This window comes from Neopusillimonas aromaticivorans, assembly GCF_030344915.1.
GTDB lineage: Bacteria > Pseudomonadota > Gammaproteobacteria > Burkholderiales > Burkholderiaceae_B > Neopusillimonas > Neopusillimonas aromaticivorans.
The window spans coordinates 1,092,151-1,113,752 of record NZ_CP128233.1; the positions used below are offsets into that span (position 1 = coordinate 1,092,151).

General features: G+C 57.2%; 24 protein-coding genes and 5 pseudogenes. 10 read left to right on the top strand and 19 right to left on the bottom strand.

The window, feature by feature from the left end; translation table 11 throughout:
- Window positions 1-94: 94 nt before the first annotated feature.
- Together N7E01_RS05850 and N7E01_RS05855 are read right to left on the bottom strand one after the other, a co-directional pair.
- Window positions 95-949, bottom strand: a complete 855-nt coding sequence (locus tag N7E01_RS05850) for an amidohydrolase family protein (RefSeq protein WP_289174918.1) — start codon at window positions 947-949, stop codon at window positions 95-97.
- Window positions 939-2,357, bottom strand: coding sequence for an MFS transporter (locus N7E01_RS05855; protein WP_289174919.1), 1,419 nt, complete (start codon window positions 2,355-2,357; stop codon window positions 939-941). The genes N7E01_RS05850 and N7E01_RS05855 overlap by 11 nt, the downstream gene beginning before the upstream one ends.
- 180 nt (window positions 2,358-2,537) lie before the next feature.
- Here N7E01_RS05855 and N7E01_RS05860 point away from each other — a divergent pair, with 180 nt between their 5' ends.
- The 9 genes and pseudogenes from N7E01_RS05860 to N7E01_RS05900 all read left to right on the top strand — a co-directional run bounded on the left by N7E01_RS05860 (window position 2,538) and on the right by N7E01_RS05900 (window position 8,348).
- Entirely contained in the window at window positions 2,538-3,512 is a 975-nt protein-coding gene (locus N7E01_RS05860; protein ID WP_289174920.1) for a PDR/VanB family oxidoreductase, read from the top strand.
- A 98-nt stretch (window positions 3,513-3,610) separates the two neighbouring features.
- Window positions 3,611-3,838, top strand: coding sequence for a hypothetical protein (locus N7E01_RS05865; protein WP_289174921.1), 228 nt, complete (start codon window positions 3,611-3,613; stop codon window positions 3,836-3,838).
- Window positions 3,835-4,623, top strand: coding sequence for an amidohydrolase family protein (locus N7E01_RS05870; RefSeq protein WP_289174922.1), 789 nt, complete (start codon window positions 3,835-3,837; stop codon window positions 4,621-4,623). The genes N7E01_RS05865 and N7E01_RS05870 overlap by 4 nt, the downstream gene beginning before the upstream one ends.
- A gap of 158 nt (window positions 4,624-4,781) precedes the next feature.
- Window positions 4,782-5,429 (top strand): class III extradiol ring-cleavage dioxygenase family protein, encoded by a 648-nt coding sequence (locus tag N7E01_RS05875; RefSeq protein WP_289174923.1) that lies wholly within the window; start codon window positions 4,782-4,784, stop codon window positions 5,427-5,429.
- A complete protein-coding gene (locus N7E01_RS05880) occupies window positions 5,381-5,731 on the top strand; it encodes a hypothetical protein (RefSeq protein WP_289174924.1) in 351 nt (116 codons plus the stop codon). Before N7E01_RS05875 ends, N7E01_RS05880 begins: the two co-directional genes overlap by 49 nt.
- A pseudogene (locus N7E01_RS05885) lies at window positions 5,724-6,408 on the top strand (RraA family protein). Before N7E01_RS05880 ends, N7E01_RS05885 begins: the two are co-directional and overlap by 8 nt.
- A 23-nt stretch (window positions 6,409-6,431) precedes the next feature.
- A pseudogene (locus N7E01_RS05890) lies at window positions 6,432-7,102 on the top strand (RraA family protein).
- Window positions 7,099-7,767 carry a 4-carboxy-4-hydroxy-2-oxoadipate aldolase/oxaloacetate decarboxylase gene (locus tag N7E01_RS05895; RefSeq protein ID WP_289174925.1) on the top strand — a complete coding sequence of 223 codons (669 nt, stop codon included), beginning with the start codon at window positions 7,099-7,101 and terminating at the stop codon, window positions 7,765-7,767. Before N7E01_RS05890 ends, N7E01_RS05895 begins: the two are co-directional and overlap by 4 nt.
- A gap of 2 nt (window positions 7,768-7,769) precedes the next feature.
- Window positions 7,770-8,348 carry a flavin reductase family protein gene (locus N7E01_RS05900; protein ID WP_289174926.1) on the top strand — a complete coding sequence of 193 codons (579 nt, stop codon included), beginning with the start codon at window positions 7,770-7,772 and terminating at the stop codon, window positions 8,346-8,348.
- A gap of 80 nt (window positions 8,349-8,428) precedes the next feature.
- Here N7E01_RS05900 and N7E01_RS05905 read toward each other — a convergent pair whose 3' ends face one another.
- The 16 genes and pseudogenes from N7E01_RS05905 to N7E01_RS05985 form a co-directional block, all read right to left on the bottom strand.
- Complete coding sequence (locus N7E01_RS05905; RefSeq protein WP_289174927.1) at window positions 8,429-9,187, bottom strand: GntR family transcriptional regulator; 759 nt, start codon at window positions 9,185-9,187, stop codon at window positions 8,429-8,431.
- Between the two features lie 48 nt (window positions 9,188-9,235).
- Complete coding sequence (locus N7E01_RS05910) at window positions 9,236-10,336, bottom strand: zinc-dependent alcohol dehydrogenase (RefSeq protein ID WP_289174928.1); 1,101 nt, start codon at window positions 10,334-10,336, stop codon at window positions 9,236-9,238.
- A gap of 135 nt (window positions 10,337-10,471) precedes the next feature.
- Window positions 10,472-10,651 (bottom strand): hypothetical protein, encoded by a 180-nt coding sequence (locus tag N7E01_RS05915; protein WP_289174929.1) that lies wholly within the window; start codon window positions 10,649-10,651, stop codon window positions 10,472-10,474.
- 15 nt (window positions 10,652-10,666) lie between these two features.
- Window positions 10,667-11,200: a hypothetical protein gene (locus N7E01_RS05920; RefSeq protein ID WP_289174930.1), complete on the bottom strand. Its 534-nt coding sequence runs from the start codon at window positions 11,198-11,200 to the stop codon at window positions 10,667-10,669.
- Between the two features lie 74 nt (window positions 11,201-11,274).
- A complete protein-coding gene (locus tag N7E01_RS05925; RefSeq protein ID WP_289174931.1) occupies window positions 11,275-12,048 on the bottom strand; it encodes an enolase C-terminal domain-like protein in 774 nt (257 codons plus the stop codon).
- The gene (locus N7E01_RS05930) at window positions 12,014-12,448 is read right to left on the bottom strand and encodes an enolase-like domain-containing protein (RefSeq protein ID WP_289174932.1); all 435 of its coding nucleotides are present in this window, start codon (window positions 12,446-12,448) and stop codon (window positions 12,014-12,016) included. Before N7E01_RS05930 ends, N7E01_RS05925 begins: the two co-directional genes overlap by 35 nt.
- Before the next feature lie 14 nt (window positions 12,449-12,462).
- Window positions 12,463-13,053, bottom strand: coding sequence for an MFS transporter (locus tag N7E01_RS05935; RefSeq protein ID WP_289174933.1), 591 nt, complete (start codon window positions 13,051-13,053; stop codon window positions 12,463-12,465).
- Between the two features lie 8 nt (window positions 13,054-13,061).
- The gene (locus tag N7E01_RS05940; RefSeq protein ID WP_289174934.1) at window positions 13,062-13,871 is read right to left on the bottom strand and encodes an MFS transporter; all 810 of its coding nucleotides are present in this window, start codon (window positions 13,869-13,871) and stop codon (window positions 13,062-13,064) included.
- 135 nt (window positions 13,872-14,006) lie between these two features.
- Window positions 14,007-14,189: an amidohydrolase family protein gene (locus N7E01_RS05945; protein WP_289174935.1), complete on the bottom strand. Its 183-nt coding sequence runs from the start codon at window positions 14,187-14,189 to the stop codon at window positions 14,007-14,009.
- A complete protein-coding gene (locus N7E01_RS05950; protein ID WP_289174936.1) occupies window positions 14,162-14,806 on the bottom strand; it encodes an amidohydrolase family protein in 645 nt (214 codons plus the stop codon). Before N7E01_RS05950 ends, N7E01_RS05945 begins: the two co-directional genes overlap by 28 nt.
- Window positions 14,807-14,863: 57 nt before the next feature.
- Window positions 14,864-15,783: pseudogene (locus tag N7E01_RS05955) on the bottom strand (Rieske 2Fe-2S domain-containing protein).
- A gap of 68 nt (window positions 15,784-15,851) precedes the next feature.
- A pseudogene (locus N7E01_RS18525) lies at window positions 15,852-16,259 on the bottom strand (Rieske 2Fe-2S domain-containing protein); the annotation flags it as partial.
- On the bottom strand, window positions 16,159-16,500 hold the full coding sequence (locus N7E01_RS05970) for a hypothetical protein (protein ID WP_289174939.1): 342 nt from the start codon (window positions 16,498-16,500) through the stop codon (window positions 16,159-16,161). The pseudogene N7E01_RS18525 and the gene N7E01_RS05970, both read right to left, overlap by 101 nt.
- A gap of 26 nt (window positions 16,501-16,526) precedes the next feature.
- A pseudogene (locus N7E01_RS05975) lies at window positions 16,527-17,749 on the bottom strand (acyl-CoA dehydrogenase family protein).
- 26 nt (window positions 17,750-17,775) lie between these two features.
- Window positions 17,776-18,075: a hypothetical protein gene (locus N7E01_RS05980; protein WP_289174941.1), complete on the bottom strand. Its 300-nt coding sequence runs from the start codon at window positions 18,073-18,075 to the stop codon at window positions 17,776-17,778.
- Window positions 18,012-18,941: a WD40/YVTN/BNR-like repeat-containing protein gene (locus N7E01_RS05985; protein WP_289174942.1), complete on the bottom strand. Its 930-nt coding sequence runs from the start codon at window positions 18,939-18,941 to the stop codon at window positions 18,012-18,014. The genes N7E01_RS05980 and N7E01_RS05985 overlap by 64 nt, the downstream gene beginning before the upstream one ends.
- 310 nt (window positions 18,942-19,251) lie before the next feature.
- Here N7E01_RS05985 and N7E01_RS05990 point away from each other — a divergent pair, with 310 nt between their 5' ends.
- Window positions 19,252-19,920 (top strand): GntR family transcriptional regulator, encoded by a 669-nt coding sequence (locus N7E01_RS05990; RefSeq protein WP_289174943.1) that lies wholly within the window; start codon window positions 19,252-19,254, stop codon window positions 19,918-19,920.
- A 9-nt stretch (window positions 19,921-19,929) separates the two neighbouring features.
- On the opposite strand, the gene N7E01_RS05995 is transcribed toward N7E01_RS05990, so the two are convergent.
- Window positions 19,930-21,507 (bottom strand): FAD-dependent oxidoreductase, encoded by a 1,578-nt coding sequence (locus N7E01_RS05995; protein WP_289174944.1) that lies wholly within the window; start codon window positions 21,505-21,507, stop codon window positions 19,930-19,932.
- Between the last annotated feature and the right edge of the window lie 95 nt (window positions 21,508-21,602).

A 21,602-nucleotide genomic window follows, 5' to 3' on the forward strand; every position in this document is an offset into this window, starting at 1 on the left:
ACACAAAAGGGCGAAGATCCTGCTTCGCCCCGGATACCACCTGAACAGCCCGGCACGTCAACGCGCGTGCACAGGGCCCTTGATCACACGTCGATCAGACTTTCGCGCCGCCATAAACACGGTTGGTCGTATCGTACAAAACCTGCTTGCGATCTTTTTCAGACAAGAAGGCCGTGGCGGCAACACCCATCTTGATCAGGTCGGCATACGCACCTGCCGACTGAGCCACATCAGAGCCCCACATGAAGCGGCTGGCACCAAACGATTGCAAGGTACGCGCAATGACGGGCTGCGGGTCGATCTTTTCGTTGGCCATGCGCCCAAGGTTAATGGTGGTCAACTTCAGGAAAATGTTAGGAAATTGCACCAGATCAAGCAAGGGCTCATCCACACCATAATCAGGCGCCCCCTGCTCGGGAATGATATTGGACAGGTGATCAAGCACAACCACAGACTCGGGAAACCTGTCCATGACCTGTTTCAGGGCAACCAGTGACTCGACCCGGTTCCACCGGTACATGTGCAAGCAAATGGATGCCCCCAGTTCAACCGCTGTTTTCCAGGTTTCAATGGCCTCGGGAGAATTGAGCCAGCCCGTATCGGCCCCCTTGAACGGTTCAGTCAAACGAATACCGACTGCACCACATTCCTTGATCCAGTGACGTACACGTTCCGGACCGGTACTGGCCTGCGGGTCAACGCACACCACCGCACGCAAGCGGTCGGAATAGCGCGCGGCGCTGTCAACCACGTATTCGTTGTTATAGCCATAAACATGGGCACGCTGCACGACGACGGCACGCTCAATATTGTTTTGGTCCATCTCGTGCAGCAGGCGCTCTGCGGTCATGGGATCGTCCAGCTTGCGGTCCAGTGTGCCGCTGAGCGGTGACGGCGGATAACGATCGAAATCATCAGACACAAGGTGGGCATGGCAGTCATAAATCATTGTCAGTCTCTTTAGTTGTTTTAGGGTTTGAGGAGTTGGTATCCGGACCCGCCGGTACCTGGATGAACAGCCGCAGACTACTGATGCCCGCAGCCAGAAGGGTCAACATGGCGGCCACCCATAGGGCAGTCTCTTCGCTGCGATGCGCTGTCATGTTGAAAATGAAGGCCAGCAAAACGGTACCCAGCATTTGCCCGGTCATGCGTGAGGTGGCGATAAGGCCGCCGGTTGCTCCACTGCGCGACCGGGGGCTGGATTCGACAATGGTTCGCGTATTCGGAATCTGGAACAGACCATAGCCCAGGCCACACACGGCCAGACACGTACCCAGAACATACAGTGAACCCAAACTGCCCAACGTTGCCAGCACGACCAGACCCGATGCCGCCACAACCAGGCCAAGCAGCCCGACCAGACCGGCAGGATAGCGATCCGCCACATACCCCCAGACCGGTGCCATTGCCATGACCGACAACGGCCAGGCGGCCATCAACAGACCGGTCTGGGTTGCGTCGTACCCCAGACTGATCTGCAAATAAAACGGCAGGCAGACCAATGCAAGCATCTGGCCAATAAAAGACGTCAATGACGTTAGCGCAGACAGCCCGATCAGCGGATGGCGCAACAGGTCAAGCGGTAGCAAGGGCCGTTCCTGGCGCAGCTGGCGGCGCACGAAGACGACCCCGATCAGCAGCCCGACCAGCAACAACCCTGCCCCGACGGGAAGTGGCAACCGCCCCTGGCTAAGACCGGTAACGGCCACCATGACACAGCCCACCGTCAACGCGTTGAGCAAGGCGTCTCGCACATCAAACCGGCCGGCATTACGCCGGTTGTCGGGCAATACCGCCCGCCCCCACACAAACGCAACAACGCAAAACGGCATCGACAACGCGAACAGCCAATGCCACGAACCAAACTTCAGCACCAGACCGGCCAGGGTAGGCCCGACCGACGCGGATGCCGCCACCACCATGGAATTAAGACCAATACCGCGCCCAAGCAGCCGCGCCGGGTAGACCGAACGCACCAGGGCGCTGCCAACCGCCATCAGCGACGCCGAGCCGATACCCTGAACCACCCGTACCACCGCAAGCGTGGCAAACGAGTCAGCAAACAGGCCGGCCACCGAGCCCGCAAACAATAACAACATGCCGGTCAGGAAAACGCGCCGGTAACCCAGCAAATCACCCACTGCCGACAACGGCAACAAGAAGACAGTGACGGCGACCTGATGGGCATTGACCAGCACGATGGTGAACGCAGGGCTGACATCCAGGTCACGCGCCATGGTCGGCAAGGCCACATTGAACAGCACGCCATCAATGACCGAGAGCATGACGCCCATAGAAATAACCGCAACCGCCCAAAAGCGTCGGGGCATGGACAGACCATCAACCGAACTCATGCGGCGTTATCCCCTCTGTTATGCGGCCGGTGACTGCCTGCTGAAGCAAGTATCAAAAGCCCGTTTATGAGATGCCCGATTATTTTATGCAAAATTATAATGCAAAATAATATTCATTTATGTATTATAGAAGTCATAGGCAAAATACTTAGCCATAAGTCTAAAGCACAGAAGAGAATCATGGGGACAACAACATCACTGGCGCACGACGCCGCATCCAGCATCATCACCGCAAGCCTTACGGCCATAACCTACGCCGCACGCGACACCCACCTGTATGAATTCAGGCTCCCCGACGGTCAGGCCCTTCCTGGTGCCACCGCCGGTTCGCACATCGACATCCACCTGCCCAACGGCCTGGTGCGACAGTATTCCCTGGTGAACTGGGGCAACACACCCGACCGCTACATTGTGGGCGTCAAGAATGACCCAAACAGCCGCGGGGGCTCGCGTTACATGCACGAACAACTGCGTGTGGGCAGCGACATCCAGATCAGCGCACCGCGTAACAACTTCCCGCTTGACGAGTCTGTACAGCACACCGTACTGGTGGCGGGTGGCATTGGCATCACCCCGATCTGGTGCATGATGACCCGTCTGGAAGCACTGGGTAAATCGTGGGAACTGCATTACTCATGCCGCTCGCGCACCGACGCAGCCTTCCTGGCTGAACTGGCCACCCGTCCCAACGTTCACCTGCACTTTGATGACGAAAACGAAGGGCGCCTGCTTGACCTGGCCGCCATTGCTGCCAACGCACCGGCCGGTTCACACGCCTACTGCTGTGGCCCGACGCCGATGCTGGGGGCCTTCGAAAACGCACTGTCCAGCTGGCCGGCCAACCAGGTTCATGTCGAATACTTCACCGCCAAGCACGAAGCCGCTAACGGCGGGTTCACGGTAGAGCTGCAGCGCTCGGGCAAGACTTTCCATATTCCTGAAGGCAAAAGCATTCTGGAAACCCTGAATGACGCCGGCATGTCGGTACCCCAATCGTGCCTGCAGGGCGTGTGCGGCGCCTGCGAAACACGCGTCATTTCGGGCATTCCCGACCACCGGGACGCCATTCTCAGCGAACCCGAACGTGCGGCCAACGAGACCATGATGATTTGCTGTTCAGGCTCGAAAACCGACCTGCTGGTCCTGGATTTGTAACCACTGAATCGACCCGGGTACGCCATCCCGTCACGACACCCGCATCCCGGTTGCATCAACACCATCCATTCAAATACCAATTACCAAAGGAGATACCTGTGATCATCGACTGCCACGGACACGTCAGCGCCCCAGCCGAGCTGTGGGTTTACAAAGCCAACCTTTTGTCCCACCGGGGTGAGCACGGCCGCCGCATGGCCGAGGTCACCGACGAAGAAATCCTGTATTACGCCAACAAGAAAGAAATGGCGCCCTGTGGCCACCTGGACATGATGGACCAGGCCGGCATCGACCTGCAGCTGATGTCCCCCGCCCTTTCCAGATGATGCACAGCGCCAAACCCGGCAAGCTGGTGCACTGGTTCACTGAAGAAACCAATAACATCATCGCCCGTACGGTCAAGCTGTTGCCTAACCGCTTTGTCGGAATTGCCGGCCTGCCCCAGGTCGCAGGCGACCCTATCGAAAATGTACTGCCCGAGCTCGAACGCTGTGTCAGGACGCTGGACTTCAAGGGTTGCTTGCTAAACCCTGATCCGTTCGAAAACGGCGCCGAAGAAGCCCCTGCACTGGGCGACCGTTACTGGTACCCGCTGTACGAAAAGCTGTGCGAACTGGACGTGCCTGCCCACATTCACGCTACGGGCTCGCAATCCGACCGCACGCCCTACTCGCTGCACTTCATCAACGAAGAGTCTATCGCCGTGTTCGGCCTGGTGAACTCGAACGTCTTCAAAGATTTCCCCAACCTGAAAATCGTTGTGTCGCACGGCGGCGGCGCCATCCCCTACCAGATCGGCCGCTTCCAGTCGGGAGCCCTGCGCAAAGGCGGTGCCGACTTCCTGGAAGGCATGCGCAACATGTATTACGACACCGTGTTGTATTCGGAAGAAGCGCTGCGCCTGCTGATCAAGACCGTCGGTGTTGACCGCTGTCTGTTTGGGTCTGAATGCCCGGGCGTCGGTTCAGTCGTCAACCCCAAGACCGGCCAAACCATGGACTTCATCAAGCCCCTGATCGAGAAATTCGAGTGGCTGAGTGATACCGAAAAACAAATGATTTTTGAAGGTAACGCCCGCCGCGTCTTCAATCTGGGCCCTGCCGCCAACTAAACAGCGTGCACCATGACGCCTGGCAACCTGCAATGCAGCGTGTCGGGCGCCATGACCGACGCCAATACTACAGGAGACACTCATGGCAAAAATCGTTCTTGGCATGGGCACATCGCACGGCCCGATGCTCTCGACCCCCGGAAGGCTGGGGCCTGCGCGTGCCGGACGACCGTCGCAACAACCACTACTACAAAGGCAAGGTCTGGACCTTCGACGAACTGGTCGAGTTACGCAAGCCCGAAAACCTTGAAGCGCAGATCACACAAGAGGTCTGGACCCGGCGTCACGCCGCTTGCCGTGCGGCCATTGCCCACATGGCCAAGGTCTTTGACGAAGTGAAACCCGACATTGCCGTGATTGTTGGCAACGACCAGATGGAAGTCTTTGGCGATGACCTGATTCCCGCATTCAGCGTGATGATGGGCGAATCCATCATCAACAATATGTACTCTCAAGAGCGACTGAACAGCCTGCCCGAAGGCGTGGCCGTTTCGGTACCCGGCTTCATTCCGGAACAAGGCGCCACCTACAAGGGTGTGCCCGAACTGGGTCGCCACATTGTTGAGTCAATGATGACGGACAACTTCGACGTCACCGCCATCAAACGGATGTCACCGGTCGAAACGCCGCACGCCTACGGCTTTGTGTACCGTCAGATCATGAATGACCGCGTTATTCCCAGCGTGCCGGTGCTGGTCAACACCTTTTACCCCCTAACCAACCCACTATTCGTCGCTGCCATGCCTTTGGCAAGGCCTTGCGCCATGCCATCGAGTCGTGGGACAGCGACCTGCGGGTGGCGCTGATCAGCTCGGGCGGTCTGTCGCATTTTGTCGTTGACGAAGAACTGGACCAGATGGTGATTGATTCCATGCGCAGCCGCAGTGTGGATGCTTTGGCCGACTTGGGCGAAAGCTGGTTCCAGTGCCGGGTCATCGGAAATCAAGAACTGGGTTCCCGTGGCCAGCGCCATGGCCGATCTGCCCGTCAACATGACCCTGGTCGACTATATCCCCTGCTACCGCAGCACAGCCGGTACCGGCAACGCCATGGCATTTGTGTACTGGCGCTAAGCCTTAAAAAACACTATGGAGCAAAAAATGACTAACGAAAACGTCGCCAGCGCATCAGCCGCCAGCAACGTCAAGCGACTGCGCCGGCTGGACGGCTGTGCGGTTTCTGATGCCCTGGATCGCCTGGGCCTGCCCGGTGTGGTCACCGGCATCCCGCAGCGCGCCGGACAGGGCCGCATCGCAGGCCAGATCATTACGGTAAAACTGGGTACCGGCGAACCACCCCTGGCCCGGTAAAACACCTGGGCACCACAGCCATCGCCGCTGGCGGTGCCGACAACGTCATCGTCGTCGAGCAGACCACCGGCATCGAGGCTGGCAGCTGGGGTGGCCTGCTGACCCTGGGGGCAAAAATGCGCGGCATTGCCGGCGTTGTCGCCGATGGCCCGGTGCGCGACATTGACGAGGCCATGACCTACAACTTTCCGGTGTTCAGCACAGGCCTGACGGCACGTACGGCACGCGGCCGTATCGTTGAAAAGGGCACCAACGTCCCGATCACCGTCTGGGGGTAGATGTCTTGCCTGGCGATTATGTGCTGGCTGACCGCAGTGCCATCATTTTCATCGCCGCCACCAACATCGACAAGGTGCTGGAAACTGCAGAAATGATTGTCGGACGCGAAGCGGCCATGGCCAAGGCCATTCTGGCCGGCGTGCCTGTCAGTGAAGTCATGGGCGGCAACTACGAACACATGCTGACCGAACAATAACGAACCACACGCGAAGAGACACTATGACGACCGAAGCAACAACTGATGCAAACGTGGCACGCGCTGCCAAACTGGATACCGCCACCCTGAGCGATGCACTGGATCGACTGGGTATCGCAGGACAATGCTACCGTATCAAACCCCGTGATGGCGACTTTCGCATGGCCGGCCGTGCCTACACCATTTTGTATGGTCCAGCCGCATCGCCCCCGGGACCGTGGGCGACTATATTGACGATGTTCCGCCCGGCAGTGTCGTCGTGCTGGACAATGGCGGGCGCGAAGACACCACGGTCTGGGGTGACATCCTGACCGAAATTGCCCATGTCAAAGGGGTGGCGGGTACAGTCATCGACGGCGTCTGCCGCGATGTCGCCCTGTGCCGCAAGCTGGGCTATCCGGTGTTTGCCAAAGACCACTGGATGCGTACCGGCAAAGACCGGGTTCAGGTTGAGGCCACCAATGTCCCGGTCAACATCGGCAACGCACGCGTGCAACCGGGCGATATCCTGCGCGGTGACGCTGACGGCGTCATCGTCATTCCCAAAGAGCACGAAGAAAAGATTCTGGACATCGCCGAAGAGATCGAGCACGCCGAGAACAGCATCCGCGAATCCATTCGTTCCGGGATGCGCCTTGACGATGCCCGCAAGAAATTCCGCTACCATCAACTGCAAACCCGGGAGAAAGCATGAGCCAGCCTCGACTTAACCCAGCGCTGACCACACGCACCGATATCGAACGGCCTGCCCTTGAGCTGATCCATGCGGCACGTTCGCTGCCTGTGGCCACACTGCACGAAGCCGCCGGCAAGATCGGTGTGATGCCTCCGGCCATCAAGCCGGTTCATCCGCAGTTTCATGTCTGTGGCCCTGCCGTCACGGTAGATGCCCCCGGCGGTGACAACCTCTGGATCCACCGCGCCATCTACGCGGCGCAACCCGGCGATATTCTGGTGGTCAGTGTCAATGGGCAATACGAGCACGGTTACTGGGGCGAAATCATGTCAACGGCTTGCCAGGCCCGTAAACTGGGTGGCCTGGTCATCAACGGCTGCGTTCGTGACTACACCCTGCTGGGTGAAATCGGATTCCCGATTTTTGCGCGCGGCTTGTGCATTCGCGGCACCGGCAAAGACTTTCAGGCTCGTGGCTGGGTCAACCACCCCACCTTGTTCGACGATGTCGTCGTCAATCCCGGCGACCTGATTGTGGGCGACAGTGACGGTGTTGTCAGCATCCCGCGCGAACGGGTTGCCGAAGTGGTCGATGCCGCATCAAAACGTGAAGCCCAGGAAGCTGAAATCCTGAAGCGACTAAAAAATGGCGAAACCAGTCTGGCCATTTACGGCTGGGATTGATCATGTCAAACGCCGACAGCACTCCTTCCGCCAATGCCACCTGTTGCGATCCTGCAGAATTCCGGCAGGGGATGCGGCGTCTGGCGGCAGCCGTCTGCGTCATTGCCACAGAAAATGATGCAGGCCATCGCGCCGGGCTGACGGCTACCGCCGTCTGCTCGGTATCTGCCACACCCCCAACGCTTTTAGTGTGCGTGAACCGCCAGAACAGTTCGTGCGAGGCCATTCGTGATGCCGGTCGGTTTTCTGTCAATGCCCTTGAGCAGAACGACCGTGTCATCGCCGAGCAGTTTGCCATGCCGGTCAGCGCAGAGCAGAAGTTTTCACAAGGCACATGGGCAACACTGCAAACCGGTGCCCCGGTGTTGCAATCGGCCATCGTGGCTTTTGACTGTATTGTTGCAAATACCGTCGATGTGGGTACGCACACCATTTTCTTCGGCCAGATTGCCGGGCTACGCTACGCAGAGCACCCTGGCACACCCCTGATGTATGCCTATGGCGAATACGGCAGCTTTCAGACACTGACCACGGCATTGCAACTGAACCACTTCATGACGCCGAACTGGGAATACAGTTGATACCCCCGGTTTTCAACAGTGTTTGTGAATGCCTTACGCAAAGCAAAACCCCTGAATATATAAACATTCAGGGGTTTTACTTATTCGGACACTGCACACAAAACCTGACTGCCAATACTTGCCACCCGACACAAAGAACAACCGGCCTTGGCCGATGCCATCAGTGAGTTACAGCCCCTGGCCTCGAGTGCAGCAAGCATGCCTTTTTCAATGTCAGCCCTTGCCCGTTCAAAGACGCTGAGCAAACGCTCACGGTCGCGGGCCGCCAGGGCCTCGACCAGATGGCGCTCTTGTGTTGCCCGCGGTTCACTGGAAAAACCATTGAAGCCCGGACTGACCAGCAGTGACCGGTAACGATCCGTCAGCGTCAACAGACGCAGTACTTCGTTGACCAGTACCTTGTTCGGTGACAAATCAAAGATGTAACGGTGAAACTGCCGGTGCCGCGTCACCCAGGCGGAGCGGTCACCTTCTTTAAGGGCGTCATCAAGGCTTTCAACCATATGATCAAGATGCGCCAGCTGCTGCTCGTTAGGCCACTGTACGGTTGACAGCAGCTCGGACTCGAGCAAGTACCGGATGCGGTACAACTGGCGCGCTTCGTCGCTGGAGAGATAGGCGACATGGAACCCCTTGTTGGGGTCATGACCGATAAGACCTTCTGCGGCCAGCAGCTTCAAGGCCTCGCGTACTGGTACCCGGCTGACCGAAAACTGGTTGGCCAGATCCATTTGACGCAACTGCAAACCGGGCGACAGTACGCCCCGGTTGATTTGTTCCCGGATTTCACCAGCAATACGGGAGGGAATATCAGTGGCGCGGGTCGTTTCAATCGACACGATTGGGTCCTGGAAAATAGATGTTGTTATTATTACATTCTGGCTATTTTATCGCCACGGATTAACCGTGACATGAATAGCCCCGCTGACGCCACGACCGGCTGTTGCCAGAATGGCGTCATGAACCTGGTCAAGGCCATAGTCATGGGAACACACCTCGTTGATGGGGTACTTTCCTGACCCGATATAGCGCAAGGCCAACTCTACGGCACCATAACTGCGGCCGCGTGGCGCGCGTACTGTCAGGTAACGTTTCTTGATTTCCTTGATGGGCACATGCTGCTCAAGGCCGTTCAGGCTAAGGTAGGCCCCTTTGGCAGCCAATGCAACGGCATCGTTCACCACCTGCCCGGTCGGGTCGCCTGTCGTATCGACCACCACATCAACACCGCGACCGCCAGTCAGAGCCATGACGCGCTGATGCAAGTCTTCTTCCTGCGCATCAATGACATGGTCAGCACCCATACGCAAAGCCAGATCAAGACGCGCGCGATCGCGCGTCATGCCGACCAGAATGACGCAGATGGAACCGGCTGCCTTTGCAGCCAGGGTGCAACCCAGGCCTTGCTGGCCCGGGCCAAAAATCAATACTGTCTTGCACTGGACCCGCACCACCATCAAGGCAGGCCCACTGCACACCATTGCCGAAAGGCACGGCCAGGGTCGCCCACTCGGCCGGCATATCTTGCGGAATCTTGTGCATGACCGTGTTCGCCGGCATGTACATGTACTGGGCATAGCCCCCCAGAGGTGCGGTTCGATGTTACATGATGACATCCCGAAACGCAGCGTGTTCAGGCGGTCTTTAACGTTGAAGAAGTCAACCTCCATGCACAGGCGAAAGTCGCCTTTCATGCACCACTCGCAGTGCCAGCAGGGCAAATATTCGTGCAGAGCCACACGGTCGCCCTGGCGAACACCCCAACGAGCGGCAGCCACCGGACCGAGCTCCTCGATGGTACCCACGTTTTCATGCCCCATGATAATGGGTGCGTGATCGGGCTTGCGATACAGTTCAGGGTCACTGCCACCAACACCCGAAGACTCAACGCGCAGCAAGCCCGCCTCGGGAGGAATGACCGGCCGGTCAAATTCCTGAATTTCAGTTTGTTCAACACCAACTTTAACGGCGGCACGTACTTTCAGCATGTGAGCTCCTTCAGTGATTTTCAGGCAATCATCACTCAATAGATGATTATCTTATTTTGTTAGCTTATTTTGAATAATTTTAACGTCAAAGACAAAAAAATGCGCCGCGAACGGCGCACTTTCGCCGGAAGCCGACTACTTCCGATGGTCTTTGACCAGTGCAAAAATCACACCGATCCAGGCAATGGCCAAACTGAACAGGTCATAGTTACGAATCGGGCGGTAAACGGCATAACCCCAACCGGTAGACCCGATCCAGACCGCCGCTGACAGCACCACACAAATAACCAAAGCAACAACAATATTCTTGTTCATGTGAATGTCTCCTGATCAGGCAGTTTTCATGGTTGCCCCGACACCAGAGGCAGGTTGGTACGGTGAACCGGCACCCGACGCCCCGCGCTGGGCCGGGTCAAGCGCGTTAAGGTCTTTTTCGGGTATCCAATGGGTACTCGGGCTTGCTTTCTGAACCAGCAGGGCCCTGAAGTAAAAGCCGTAAGCCAGCAACAGGATGCCGTTCAGGAACAGCTCTTGCGGGCCAGTGAACAATTGACGCGGCGTGCCAACGATGAAGGTATTGAGCCAGAAAATATTGATTGTGGCCGGCATTTCAAGCACAAGTGCCAATGGAACAAAGCGGTTGGTCAGCAGCATCAGGCCAAAGATAGCCTCGCCATATTTGACCGCCTGATACAGGTAAATATCAGCCGCTGCCGCCACGTAGGCCCCGCCAATACCCGGTATTTCAGGAACATACCCGGTAAATATATAGCGCCAGCCTGAATAGGCCAAGTGAGCACCAAAAAACAGCCGTATCCATAGCACGACGTATTTACCCGGACTCTCGGTAACGAAATTGCCCATAAATGTCTCCTTTAGGTTAATTGGTTATGGACGGTGGAACTGCAAGAACGAGCTGACGCTCGCGACGGAAAAACCTACACAGGCAAGCGGGCAACCCTGGCGGGCTCTGAGCCGCGACAGCGTTCGAAGACGGCCTCGTTAAGCTCAAGACCAAACCCCGGTTTATCCAGCGGTGCCGTAACACCGCTTTCAAACAACGGAATTTCAGTAGACAGGTCTGTGTCGCGAGCAATTTCCGAGGTATTCATGGTGCCGTGCACCACCAGCGGGCCGGTGCTTTCGGTGATGAAATTGCTGGCCCAGCGGTTGGACACCATCAAGTGGGCAGACGGCGCCGACTCAAAGGTGGAGCCCACCAGGCTGCTGCTTAAAATCGGGATATCCAGCATCTCGGCAACTGCCAGGAACTTGCGTGCCTTGGTCAACCCGCCCATTTTCTGCAACTTCAGGATGACGCCATCGGCCGCACCGGCCTTCACCACACGCAACAAATCCTGAGGCTCTTGCACGGCCTCGTCGGCATAAATGGGCGTACCCACCTTATTGCGCAAACGTGCCATGCCTTCAAGATCGTTATGCGGTACCGGTTGCTCGACAAAATCAAGGCCGTAAGGGTCAAGCCGACGCAGCATTTTCAGGGCCGTTTCGTAATGCCATGAGCCATTGGCGTCCAGCACGACCCTCACGTCATCACCCACTTCGGCACGAACCGCTGCCACCGAAGCCACGTCACGATCATAGGTATGACGCCCCACCTTGACCTTTAACTGTACGAACCCGTTATCAACGGCCCGGCGTGCGCGTTGTGCGACGTCATCGGGCTCGCCGGCAGACAAAACCCAGCCCAAAGGAACAGACTCGCGGGTACGCCCCCAGCAACTGATAGACCGGCACGCCCTGTGCCTTGCCCAGCAAGTCGTGCAAGGCACAATCAACCAGCGCTTTGGCCTGGAAATTTTCCCGGGAAATGACATCCATGGCGCCAACAATCTTTTCGAGGTTGCGCGGGTCTTCACCCAGCAAGATCTGGGGCGCAAATACGTCGCAGATCATGGCGCAGATCGAGGCTTGTGACTCACCCCTGTACCACGACGAGGTGTCACCCGACTCGGCAATACCCACGGTTCCGCAATCAGCGTGAATCTTGACAAGCACGGTGTTCAGCTGCGTGATATTGACATTGGGCAAGCGAATGGGAAACCGCAAGGGAACACCGATCGGAAAACATTCGATTCGTACAATTTTCATAAAAACCTCCGGCGCTATGCCGTCTCTCCCATTCTGTTTCGTTCGATCACACGGGACGCAAAACCCAGCAACACAATGGCCATGACAAAGCAAACGACGTAGCACACTACGTACGACGTACCGATTGCCCGTGGGCCTTCAAAGGCACCGGCCACCAATGCAATAACCGATGGCCCCAGCGCCAGGCCGAACAGATTGGTCAACAGGTAATACAAGGCGGTCAGCTTGCCCATCATGTTGCTGGGCGTAATGTTGGCCATGGTGGCCCCACCGGCAACCGCAAAAATGGCGTAGAAGAACATCTGCGCGCCAAAGGCAACCGCACCAATGGTCAGATCATCAATAAACAGGAATGAGGCGGTTGCCAGAGCGGCCAGACCAGTACCGATTTGGCCGACTTTCAACGGCGCATTTTTCATGCCACGGCCTGAGCAGTAATCAACCACAGACCCCCAGAACAGCAAGCCAAGCGGTGTGGCCACGATACTGATCATGCCCAAAGTCTTGCCGATGAACGACAAAGGCAGATCGGTAGCGCGTGTGATGGCCTCGGGCAGCCAGGCGAACTGCCCACCGATACCAATGCCGTACAGCGCAATCGCCACCCAAAGGGTCAGGTACGCCCCCGATTCTTCCAGGCGTAGCGGATCGCGTCACCATAAGACACGGCGTCTTGCATCGTTGGCGTGACACGGCGCTTGGGCTCTCGCATGCAAAAAACAAGGATCGCCAGTACAAAGCCCATCAAACCGGGGACAATCAGGACAAACTGCCAAGGCTTCAGCGTACTGAAGAACGGCAGCCCTTCAAGGCCACCGCCCGCTGCATAGGCCAGCAGGGCACCACCCAGCGCAAGTGCCAGACCACTGCCCAGATTGGGGCCCATGTTGTAGATGCTGAACGCGATGCCACGACGCTCGAGCGGGAAGGCATCACGAATCATGGACGAGGCGGCCGGAGGCAGTACCGCCTCACCAATTCCCAGGCCGGTACGGGCAAGAAACATTTGGATGTAGCTGCTGCTCAGGCCACAGGCAACCTGCATCCCGGACCAGAATACGATGGCCCCTCCCAGCAAGGTCTTGCGCCGAAACTTGTCGACCAGATATCCGGCCGGGATACCCAGGACGGTGTACAGCAGCATGAAAGAAAGGCCCACAAGCAAACTGACCTCGAAATCCGAGGCATTCAGGTCCTCCTTCATGGGGCCGATAATAAGGGAAATGGCGCCACGATCCAGGAATGACACGATGTAGACAACGGTCAGGATAATGATCATGGACCACCCACCCTTTTCGACCTTGCCAGGCGACGATAGAACAGCCGCCGAAGACGTGGATGCTGGCTTGGTAACAGGGGGCTGAAGCGCAGATGCGGCGCCGTCAGCCCCGATCACCGGGGCTGAAAAACTTGTGTTGGACATGCGTACTCCCGGGTATTACACGGTGGATGCCAGTGCGGGCCCGGTACTACGGTATGTGTTTTGATAACGTGTCTTCATAATGTCTTCTCCAGTGATTTTTTATAGGTTTAGTCATAAAGCACGGTTGCCATAAACTCAGGACGGTTCGAAGAACAACCGCTTTGCCGTTCCCCCGAAGACGAGTTCGAGATCGGCGGCGTCCAGCGTGTCAGACAACACGTCGGCCACCCATTTTCGCGCAAAACCATAGCCTTCCCGAGAACTGACCACCGGGAAGTCACTGCCCCACATCAGACGCGATGCCCCAAACTGAGCCAAGGCGTCAACCAGCAGGGGACCTGACGCGCTGACCCGACTTGCCCAACCGGCATATCAAGCGCCTTGCGAGGCATGATTTCACCCAGCCCAGGTACTTTCATAAACACATTCGGGTAACGGGCCAGACCAAAAACAAGGCGGCGCTGCGCCAGTTCTTCATCGCTTAGGGGCGCACTGCTGGTACCACCCAGATGCTCAAGCACGATCTTTACCGTCGGCACTGCATTAAGAACCAAAGCGAACTCGGGCGACAAAAATGTCTTTTCGTTCCCCACGCAACTGACCACCAGACCGAGCTCCGCGGCCTGCTTCCAGATCGCCAGCGGGTCTGCATCCGGGCTTTGGTCAGTGGGGCGTAAACGAATGCCGCGCACCCCTTGAACCGCCAGCGATTCAAGCAAGTCGTGCACGCCATCGGCACGACAATCGACCAATGCCACACTGGCAAACTGGCCCGGATAATGCCTGGCACAGTCGATCAGGTACTGGTTATCGTAGTGGCCCAGCAACTGAACAAGCACGGCCGAATTCACCCCGGTGTGCTCCATTTGGGCCAGCAGCGACTCAATCGGCTCATACCAGCGATTTGAAACGTGAGCGTGACTATCGATAATCATGAGCAAAATTCCGTACAGCGATGGCCCGCCACAAGGCAGCGGGCCATCCAGCCACAATCAACCCTTGGCAGTCAGAGCCACTTCAGCCAGCAGAGGCACCTCGGCTTTCCAGTTCGACTCGTTGGAGAACCGGACGGTCGATGCACGGATTTTGGACCAGGGAATATCATTGCCCAGAACCGCAGGAATCACACCTTTGGTTGAGTAATCACGCGCGGCACGAATCATTTGACGGCGCCAGGCCACAACAGCCACATCGGAACCGCCCAGATGCTCTTTCGTGCGATCCAGGATGGGGCCCTGGGTTTCGCTGACCGCGTGGTCTTGCACCAGAATGCCTTCAATGCCCGACATATTGGTGGTTTTCATCATTTCACGATCTTGCTGATACCAGTTGCTCAGATTGCGCAGCTTGCGGTAGTTTTCATCGATATAGTGCCCGCCTTCCTTGATGCGGAACTCGATGTCGACCGGTTGGGTTTCATCGAAGAACCACTGGATGTGCCAGCACGATGTGTTGTCTCGCGGAACAAACGCATTGGCCATACGACGGAACTTGCGCACACCGGCACCGTCGGGCGGAATCAAAGTGAAGAAAGGCAGAATCACCTCGGTAACCCGGGCATGCAGCAAGCCTTCATCTTTCAGATTGCGTACCGCGCCATAACGCAGACCGTACTTGGTGTATTCCACTTCAAGTTTGGGCGAAAGGTCTTTTTCGTGTTCGTACTTGGCAGGTTGACCCCAGGGCTTTCGCGGTGCAGTACGCCGGCATGTGCCGAGTCGATCGTACCTTCAACCGCCTGGGCGTAATTGCACTCTTCAAGCATCTTGAAAGCGGCAACATGGCCTTTGGGGAAACCCAGCATTTCAAAGTCGGGAAAAACAGGCTCTTCACCGGCTGGACCCATGTAGGCCCAGATGACACCAGCCGCTTCACGGGCAGGATACGCCTTGGCACGGACTTTGCCGACCATGCTGAAGCCGGGGGCTCGGCAGGGGTGTCCACACACTCGCCATTCACATCAAATTTCCAGCCGTGATACAGACAGCGTACGCCATTTTCAGCGTTGACACCCAGGGCCAGGGACGCGCGGCGATGCGGACAGGCTTCCTCCATCACGCCGACAACACCGTCGGTATTACGGAAAGCAATCAGATCTTCGCCCAGCAAACGGAAGCGACGTGGCGCGCCATCGGGCTCGGCAACCTCTTCGGACAGCAGGGCAGGAATCCAGAACCGTCGCATCAGGTCGCCCAATGGCGTACCGGCATCAGTCTGGGTCAAAATATCGTTGTCTTCTCTTGAAAGCATTGTTTCCTCCGTATAACTATCAAATATCTGTACTGCCTTAAGCGGCAGACACCCTGCTTGCCAATTGGCGCAGTGCAACCGCTGCCAATGCGTTATCAAGGTCAATACCCACGATGTCGTGAATACGCATGACCTCATCTTTGATCTCAAGCCAGAAGGCCAGTTTTCCGGGCGCTGCCCGCGTGTGCTGAAGTTCCATCACATTGATTGAAACCGCACGCCAAAGCTCATCCATTTCGGCCTCGCGGTAGACCAGCTGGATATCCTCGACAGACTGGTCAACACGATCGGCCAAAGCCAGCAACGTTTCGGGGCGGCAGTCAAAGACATCGTGCAACAGGTCGGCACGAACATCAGACAGAGCAGCAAGACTTTCCATATACGTTCTCCTTCAGTTTCCAGGGCTCAGCGCCCTTTCACGCCGTACTGGTTGGCGGGTAAATCAAGCAGGGAACGACCGTACGACGTCATGGAGCTGTCCCAGGTAAAGGCAATATGCTGGGCTGCCGAATTGACATCGCGCCAGAAACGCTGGATTTCGGAGTTGTTGTAAATGCCACTCCCCCACCCGCCTCAAACAGACGCGTCGCGGCATAGCGTGACGTCTGGGCGGCCCACGCCCAATTGGCACTGATGCGCGCACATTTGACTGGTGTCATTGCGCTGGCGTCAGCGATGCTGTCGCAATAATCGGCGTCAGCGACAACCAGCGCCAGTGCCGCATCAATATCCGTAGCCGCAGCCGCCAAACGCTCGAATGTTGCGGACTGCTCGGCCTGCTGCTGCGGATTGAAACTTTGCACCCGGCCTTTCAGTCCATCAATGAATGCCTGAAGAGCACCACGCGCCATTCCCATCGGCGCACCGATCAGAGAAAACGGCAAGATGGCCGTCCAGGGGATGGCGTAAACCTCTTTGCCCAAGGCCTTGGCCACTTTGGCACCGGCCTCATTCATTTTCGAAAACGGCACCGCCCAGCCGTTGGGCACCAGGGCATCGCGAATGTGAATCGTCCGGCTGCCTGTACCACGCATACCGGCAGTGAACCAGTCATCCTGCACCTCGAGGTTTTTCTTGGAGACGATGGCAAAATGCGGCGCAACCGAACCATCAAGCATTTCGACCGTAGCACCCACAACCACCCAGTCGGCATGATCGATACCACTGCAGAATCGGCCGACACCCTCGGTGATACGAATACCGCCCGGCTCTTGAACGGCCTTGCCGCCCAAGCGAAATACCGTTGCGGTCAGGCGGGTACCGTCGCCATAAACTTCTTTCTGAACGTCTTTGGGGAAGTAGTTCAGCAACCAGCTATGTCCAGCCAGCACACCAAACACCCAGCCGGTAGAGCCACAGTAACGAGCCAGCTCGGCCGTTACCTGCACCACCGCCGAAAAACCCATTTCAGCGCCACCGAACTCTTTGGGTGTGGTCAAGCTGAACAAGCCCGAATTTTTCATTTCCGCAACAATGTCCTTTGACACAATGCGATTGGCTTCGGTGTCATTGGCCATTGCGCGGATTTTCGGACCCATTTGACGGGCAACCGCCAGGGCGGCATCGATTGAGGCAATAACCGGCAACTTTGCCGTTTCATGAGCCTCTATAGCAGCAGCAACACTCATTATTTACTCCGGAATTATTCTGTGAATCAGGCAACATGCTCGGGCTTCCAGGCCCGCATGGCGTCTTCAATCTGGGCCCGGCGCTCATCGCTCAGGAACCAGCGGTAATGACCCGCCTTGGAAATGGGTGGCGCATTCAACTCAATCGCTTCCCAGCTTTGGGCACGGTCATAAGAGACATAGACCTCACCGGTTGCGGTACCGGCGGTCAGCATGATGTCGTCACCGGTATGGTGCAGCCCCATTGCCTCGATGTTGCCAATCACATTGACCGGCAAACCCGCCCGACGCTCTTGCCAGGTAGAGCCGAAATCGGTACTGACCATGACAGTGGCATCGGACGTGTTGGAAGTACGCCAGTCGCGGGGGCATTGCCGGGACCACCGATAATGACCGTGTTCTCGTCGCACGGGTCGAGGAACATGGCGTCGGGATAGCCGATACGCGACTGGCGTGTCAGCACGTGATCCCAGGTAATGCCGCCATCGTGGCTGCGGAACATGCCCTCGCCGCCACACAGCAGCAGGTGGTTCGGGTTGGACGGCTTGATCACAACGCGGTGATTGTCGCGACGGAATTTTTCCTCGACTTTGGCCGCATCTTCGTAATCGGTCAGCTCGACCCAGCTGTAGCCATCGTCTTCCGACTTGAGCAAGGCGCCCTGCTCAATGCAGACATACAGCGTTTTGGGATGATCAGGGTGGAAGGCAATGTGCTTGACGTGCGCGATATGTGGTGGCGGCGGAAACGTCCAGAGCTCGTTGCCCGGCACATCGGCCACTGCGGGAAGTTTTTCCCAGGTATCGCCATAGTCATAGCTGCGATACAGCCCGACGGGTTCGGTACCGCAATAAATGGCGACACCTTCAGGGCGGGACTGCGCAATCAGCATGTAGACATGCGGCGTATCCATTCCGCCTTTGACCTCGGCCCAGGTATCACCGTTGTCATCGCTGGCCCACAGGCCCTTGCCGCCATGCGTGCCGGCAAACAGACGGTCCCGGCCTGGAATATGCAGCAGGGAACTGATCTGGAACTCGACCAGTGAACGACCGGTCAGCGTCCAGGCCGCATCTGGGCCGGGGCGTTCGAAACGCAATACCCCTTGGATGGTCGCCACAAATAACGTCGTCGCTGGCGCCTGGCCTGCGGTTACGGTGCCGCCATTGGGGGATAAGACTGCAATGCTCATTTTTTGCTCCGTATGTCTTGGTGCCCCGGCCTGGACAGGCAATGAGTGCCCGGCCGGTGTTTTTATCTGGCTCGTGCGGACCTGACACAGCGCCGCTGGAATTGAAATGATTATTCCAAATTGCCTTACAAACTCAAATAGGTGTTTCTACTAACAAAATTGCCTATCAATCTTGCATTCAAGTGAAGATTACACAATATTCCCAAGCTTGTAAAATCAAACTTCGTAAAAACCGGATTTATTCAGGTCATCGGGGCCAGCACGCCCCGGAAAAGCTCACTCAACCCATTCACTTGCAGACAGGTCAACCTTGAACACCCTTGCAGACTCCACCCTGGACGTACCGGCGCGCATCGCGAAAGAGATCCAGTTCCTTGTTAACCGTGGCACGCTGTCGCCTGGTGTTCACCTGGGTCAGGCCGAACTGGCGGAACGGTTTTCAACCAGTCGCGTCCCGGTACGCGAGGCCCTGAAGTTGCTGGCAACAACAGGCATCGTCACGCACGACCCGAAACGTGGATTTTTTGTGTCGCCTCTGTCCAGCGCGGAAGCCCGGCAACTGTACCGGCTGCGTCATTTGCTTGAGGTCGAGCTGCTGCAAACGGTTGAATGGCCTGACGGCACCTGGCTGGATACCATGCGCGCCAAAGTTGACGAGCTGGAACAGTTGGTCAAAACAGATCCCCAGCTCTGGTTGATACGGCAGCGCGAATTTCATCTGGAAATTTTCAGGCTCTCGCCACACGACCTGATCCGCCGTGAGGTGGTTCGCCTGTGGGCACTGACCGACCGTTACCGGTCATTGCTGATGTCGGCCACCTCAAGCCCGAAACCTACGGGTTTTGATGGTCACGAAGAACGTCAGCTGATTGAGGCTCTTGCGGCACACGATCGCGAGACCCTGATCAGCCTGTACCACAATGAACGCTCGGCGGTAGAAGCCTTGCTGCTTGGGGTACTGGCTGAACGAGGGCTTTGATTTGGCGCCTCAGGCCACAGACATCGGCTCCGCCAGGGCCGACTCGGCAGCAACCATCCCCGACACAATAAATTCGGAAATGTCACCCATCGAGTTGTAGTACGGCCCCCATAACGACCCGCACTCGCCAATGGCATACAGGCGCGGAATGGGCTTGCCGTCAAGGTCAAGCACGCGCTGGCTGCTGTCGTGCTGCGGCCCGCCATGGGTATTCAGGAAGACCGGAAACATGGGGCCAACCGCATAATACGGGCCTTTATCAAGCGGTACGGTAAATTCCTGGCGCCCGAATTCGATGCCATCGCCTTGCGCACACGCGGCGTTGTATGCCTGGACAGTCTCTTTCAGACCCTCGGCATCCATTGAACCGGCTTCGCACACGCCGGGAATACGCGGATACGTACATTTGGCTGCCAGTTCCTCGAGCGTGTCTGCCTGGATGATCCAGCCTTTTGCAAGCTCGGCCTGATTGTCTTCGCTCCAGCGTGGCGTACGCGAATTGAGTGTCGACATGACGGCACCGGCAGCTTTCGCCTTATCGTCAAATATCAGGAAGCTGGGAACGTTCAGGTACTCAGGTACTTCAGTGTCCATGGCCAGCCAGACCGGACGATTCATCAAACCGTGCTGTACCAGTGAGGTGTCGATGGTTTCGTTGTAAAAACGACGCCCCTTGCGATTCACAATGATGACGCTACCGGCATCCTTGAACACGCCATGCTTGTATCCAAAACCGGCAACCTTGTTGAAGTCGTACGTGTTGTACACATAGCCTTCTTCAACCTTGATACCCCAGTTCAAAGGGCCAGCCACTGCATTCATGTGCCACAATTTGGCCCCGGCACGTTGCGCCATCCGGATACCATCACCGGTCAGGTTCGGGCTACCGGCAAAATACACCGGGCACTGTGCAACGTGCTGCTGCAAAAGTTCTTCATCACATTCAAAACCACCACAGGCCAGAATTGTGGCTTTACGACCCTTGATGTACAGGTCATTACCGTGCTCGTCCTGAGCGATGACTCCCAAAACCTCCCCGCTGAACGGATCTTGCACGAGGCTGACTGCCGGGGTTTTATACATCACACGAGCGCCACGCTCGAGTGCCTTGGCCGCAATGGCGTTATACAACCCCGCACCCCCGGGCGCAGCAACGACGCTCATGCCTGCAACCCCTTCGTTGCCCGGCGCACGCACAAATTCGGGGAAAAAGCCGCCGATCCGGAATGGATTTGCGTTGTCCTTGACCGGCAGATCAAGCTGGTGCTGAAACGCCGGGATGTCTTTCATGCGTCGCACGAACATTTCAAGCACGTCGCGTCCGGTCTGCCCGGCACACAACCAGTCAAGGTATTCGATGGCCTGCTCGTCATCGGTCGGGGTCATGATAAGGCCACCCGCCACGCACACCGAGTTGCCACCGCCCTGCTCGCCCTTTTCAAGAATAAGCACATCGACACCGGCACCGGCCGCCGTCATGGCAAACACTGCCGCCGCACCACCAAAACCCACTACTACAAAATCAGCCTCGTGGTCCCAGCGCTCAGGCGCCCCCTTGCCACGTGCACTGCCAGAAAAATCAGTCATAACGTATTCCGTAATTGCTAACGCCTGCCGACTCCCGGTACGTTACCGGCCAGACACCGGGTGATGCCTGGCCAGAACCGGTCGGACTCGTTGTT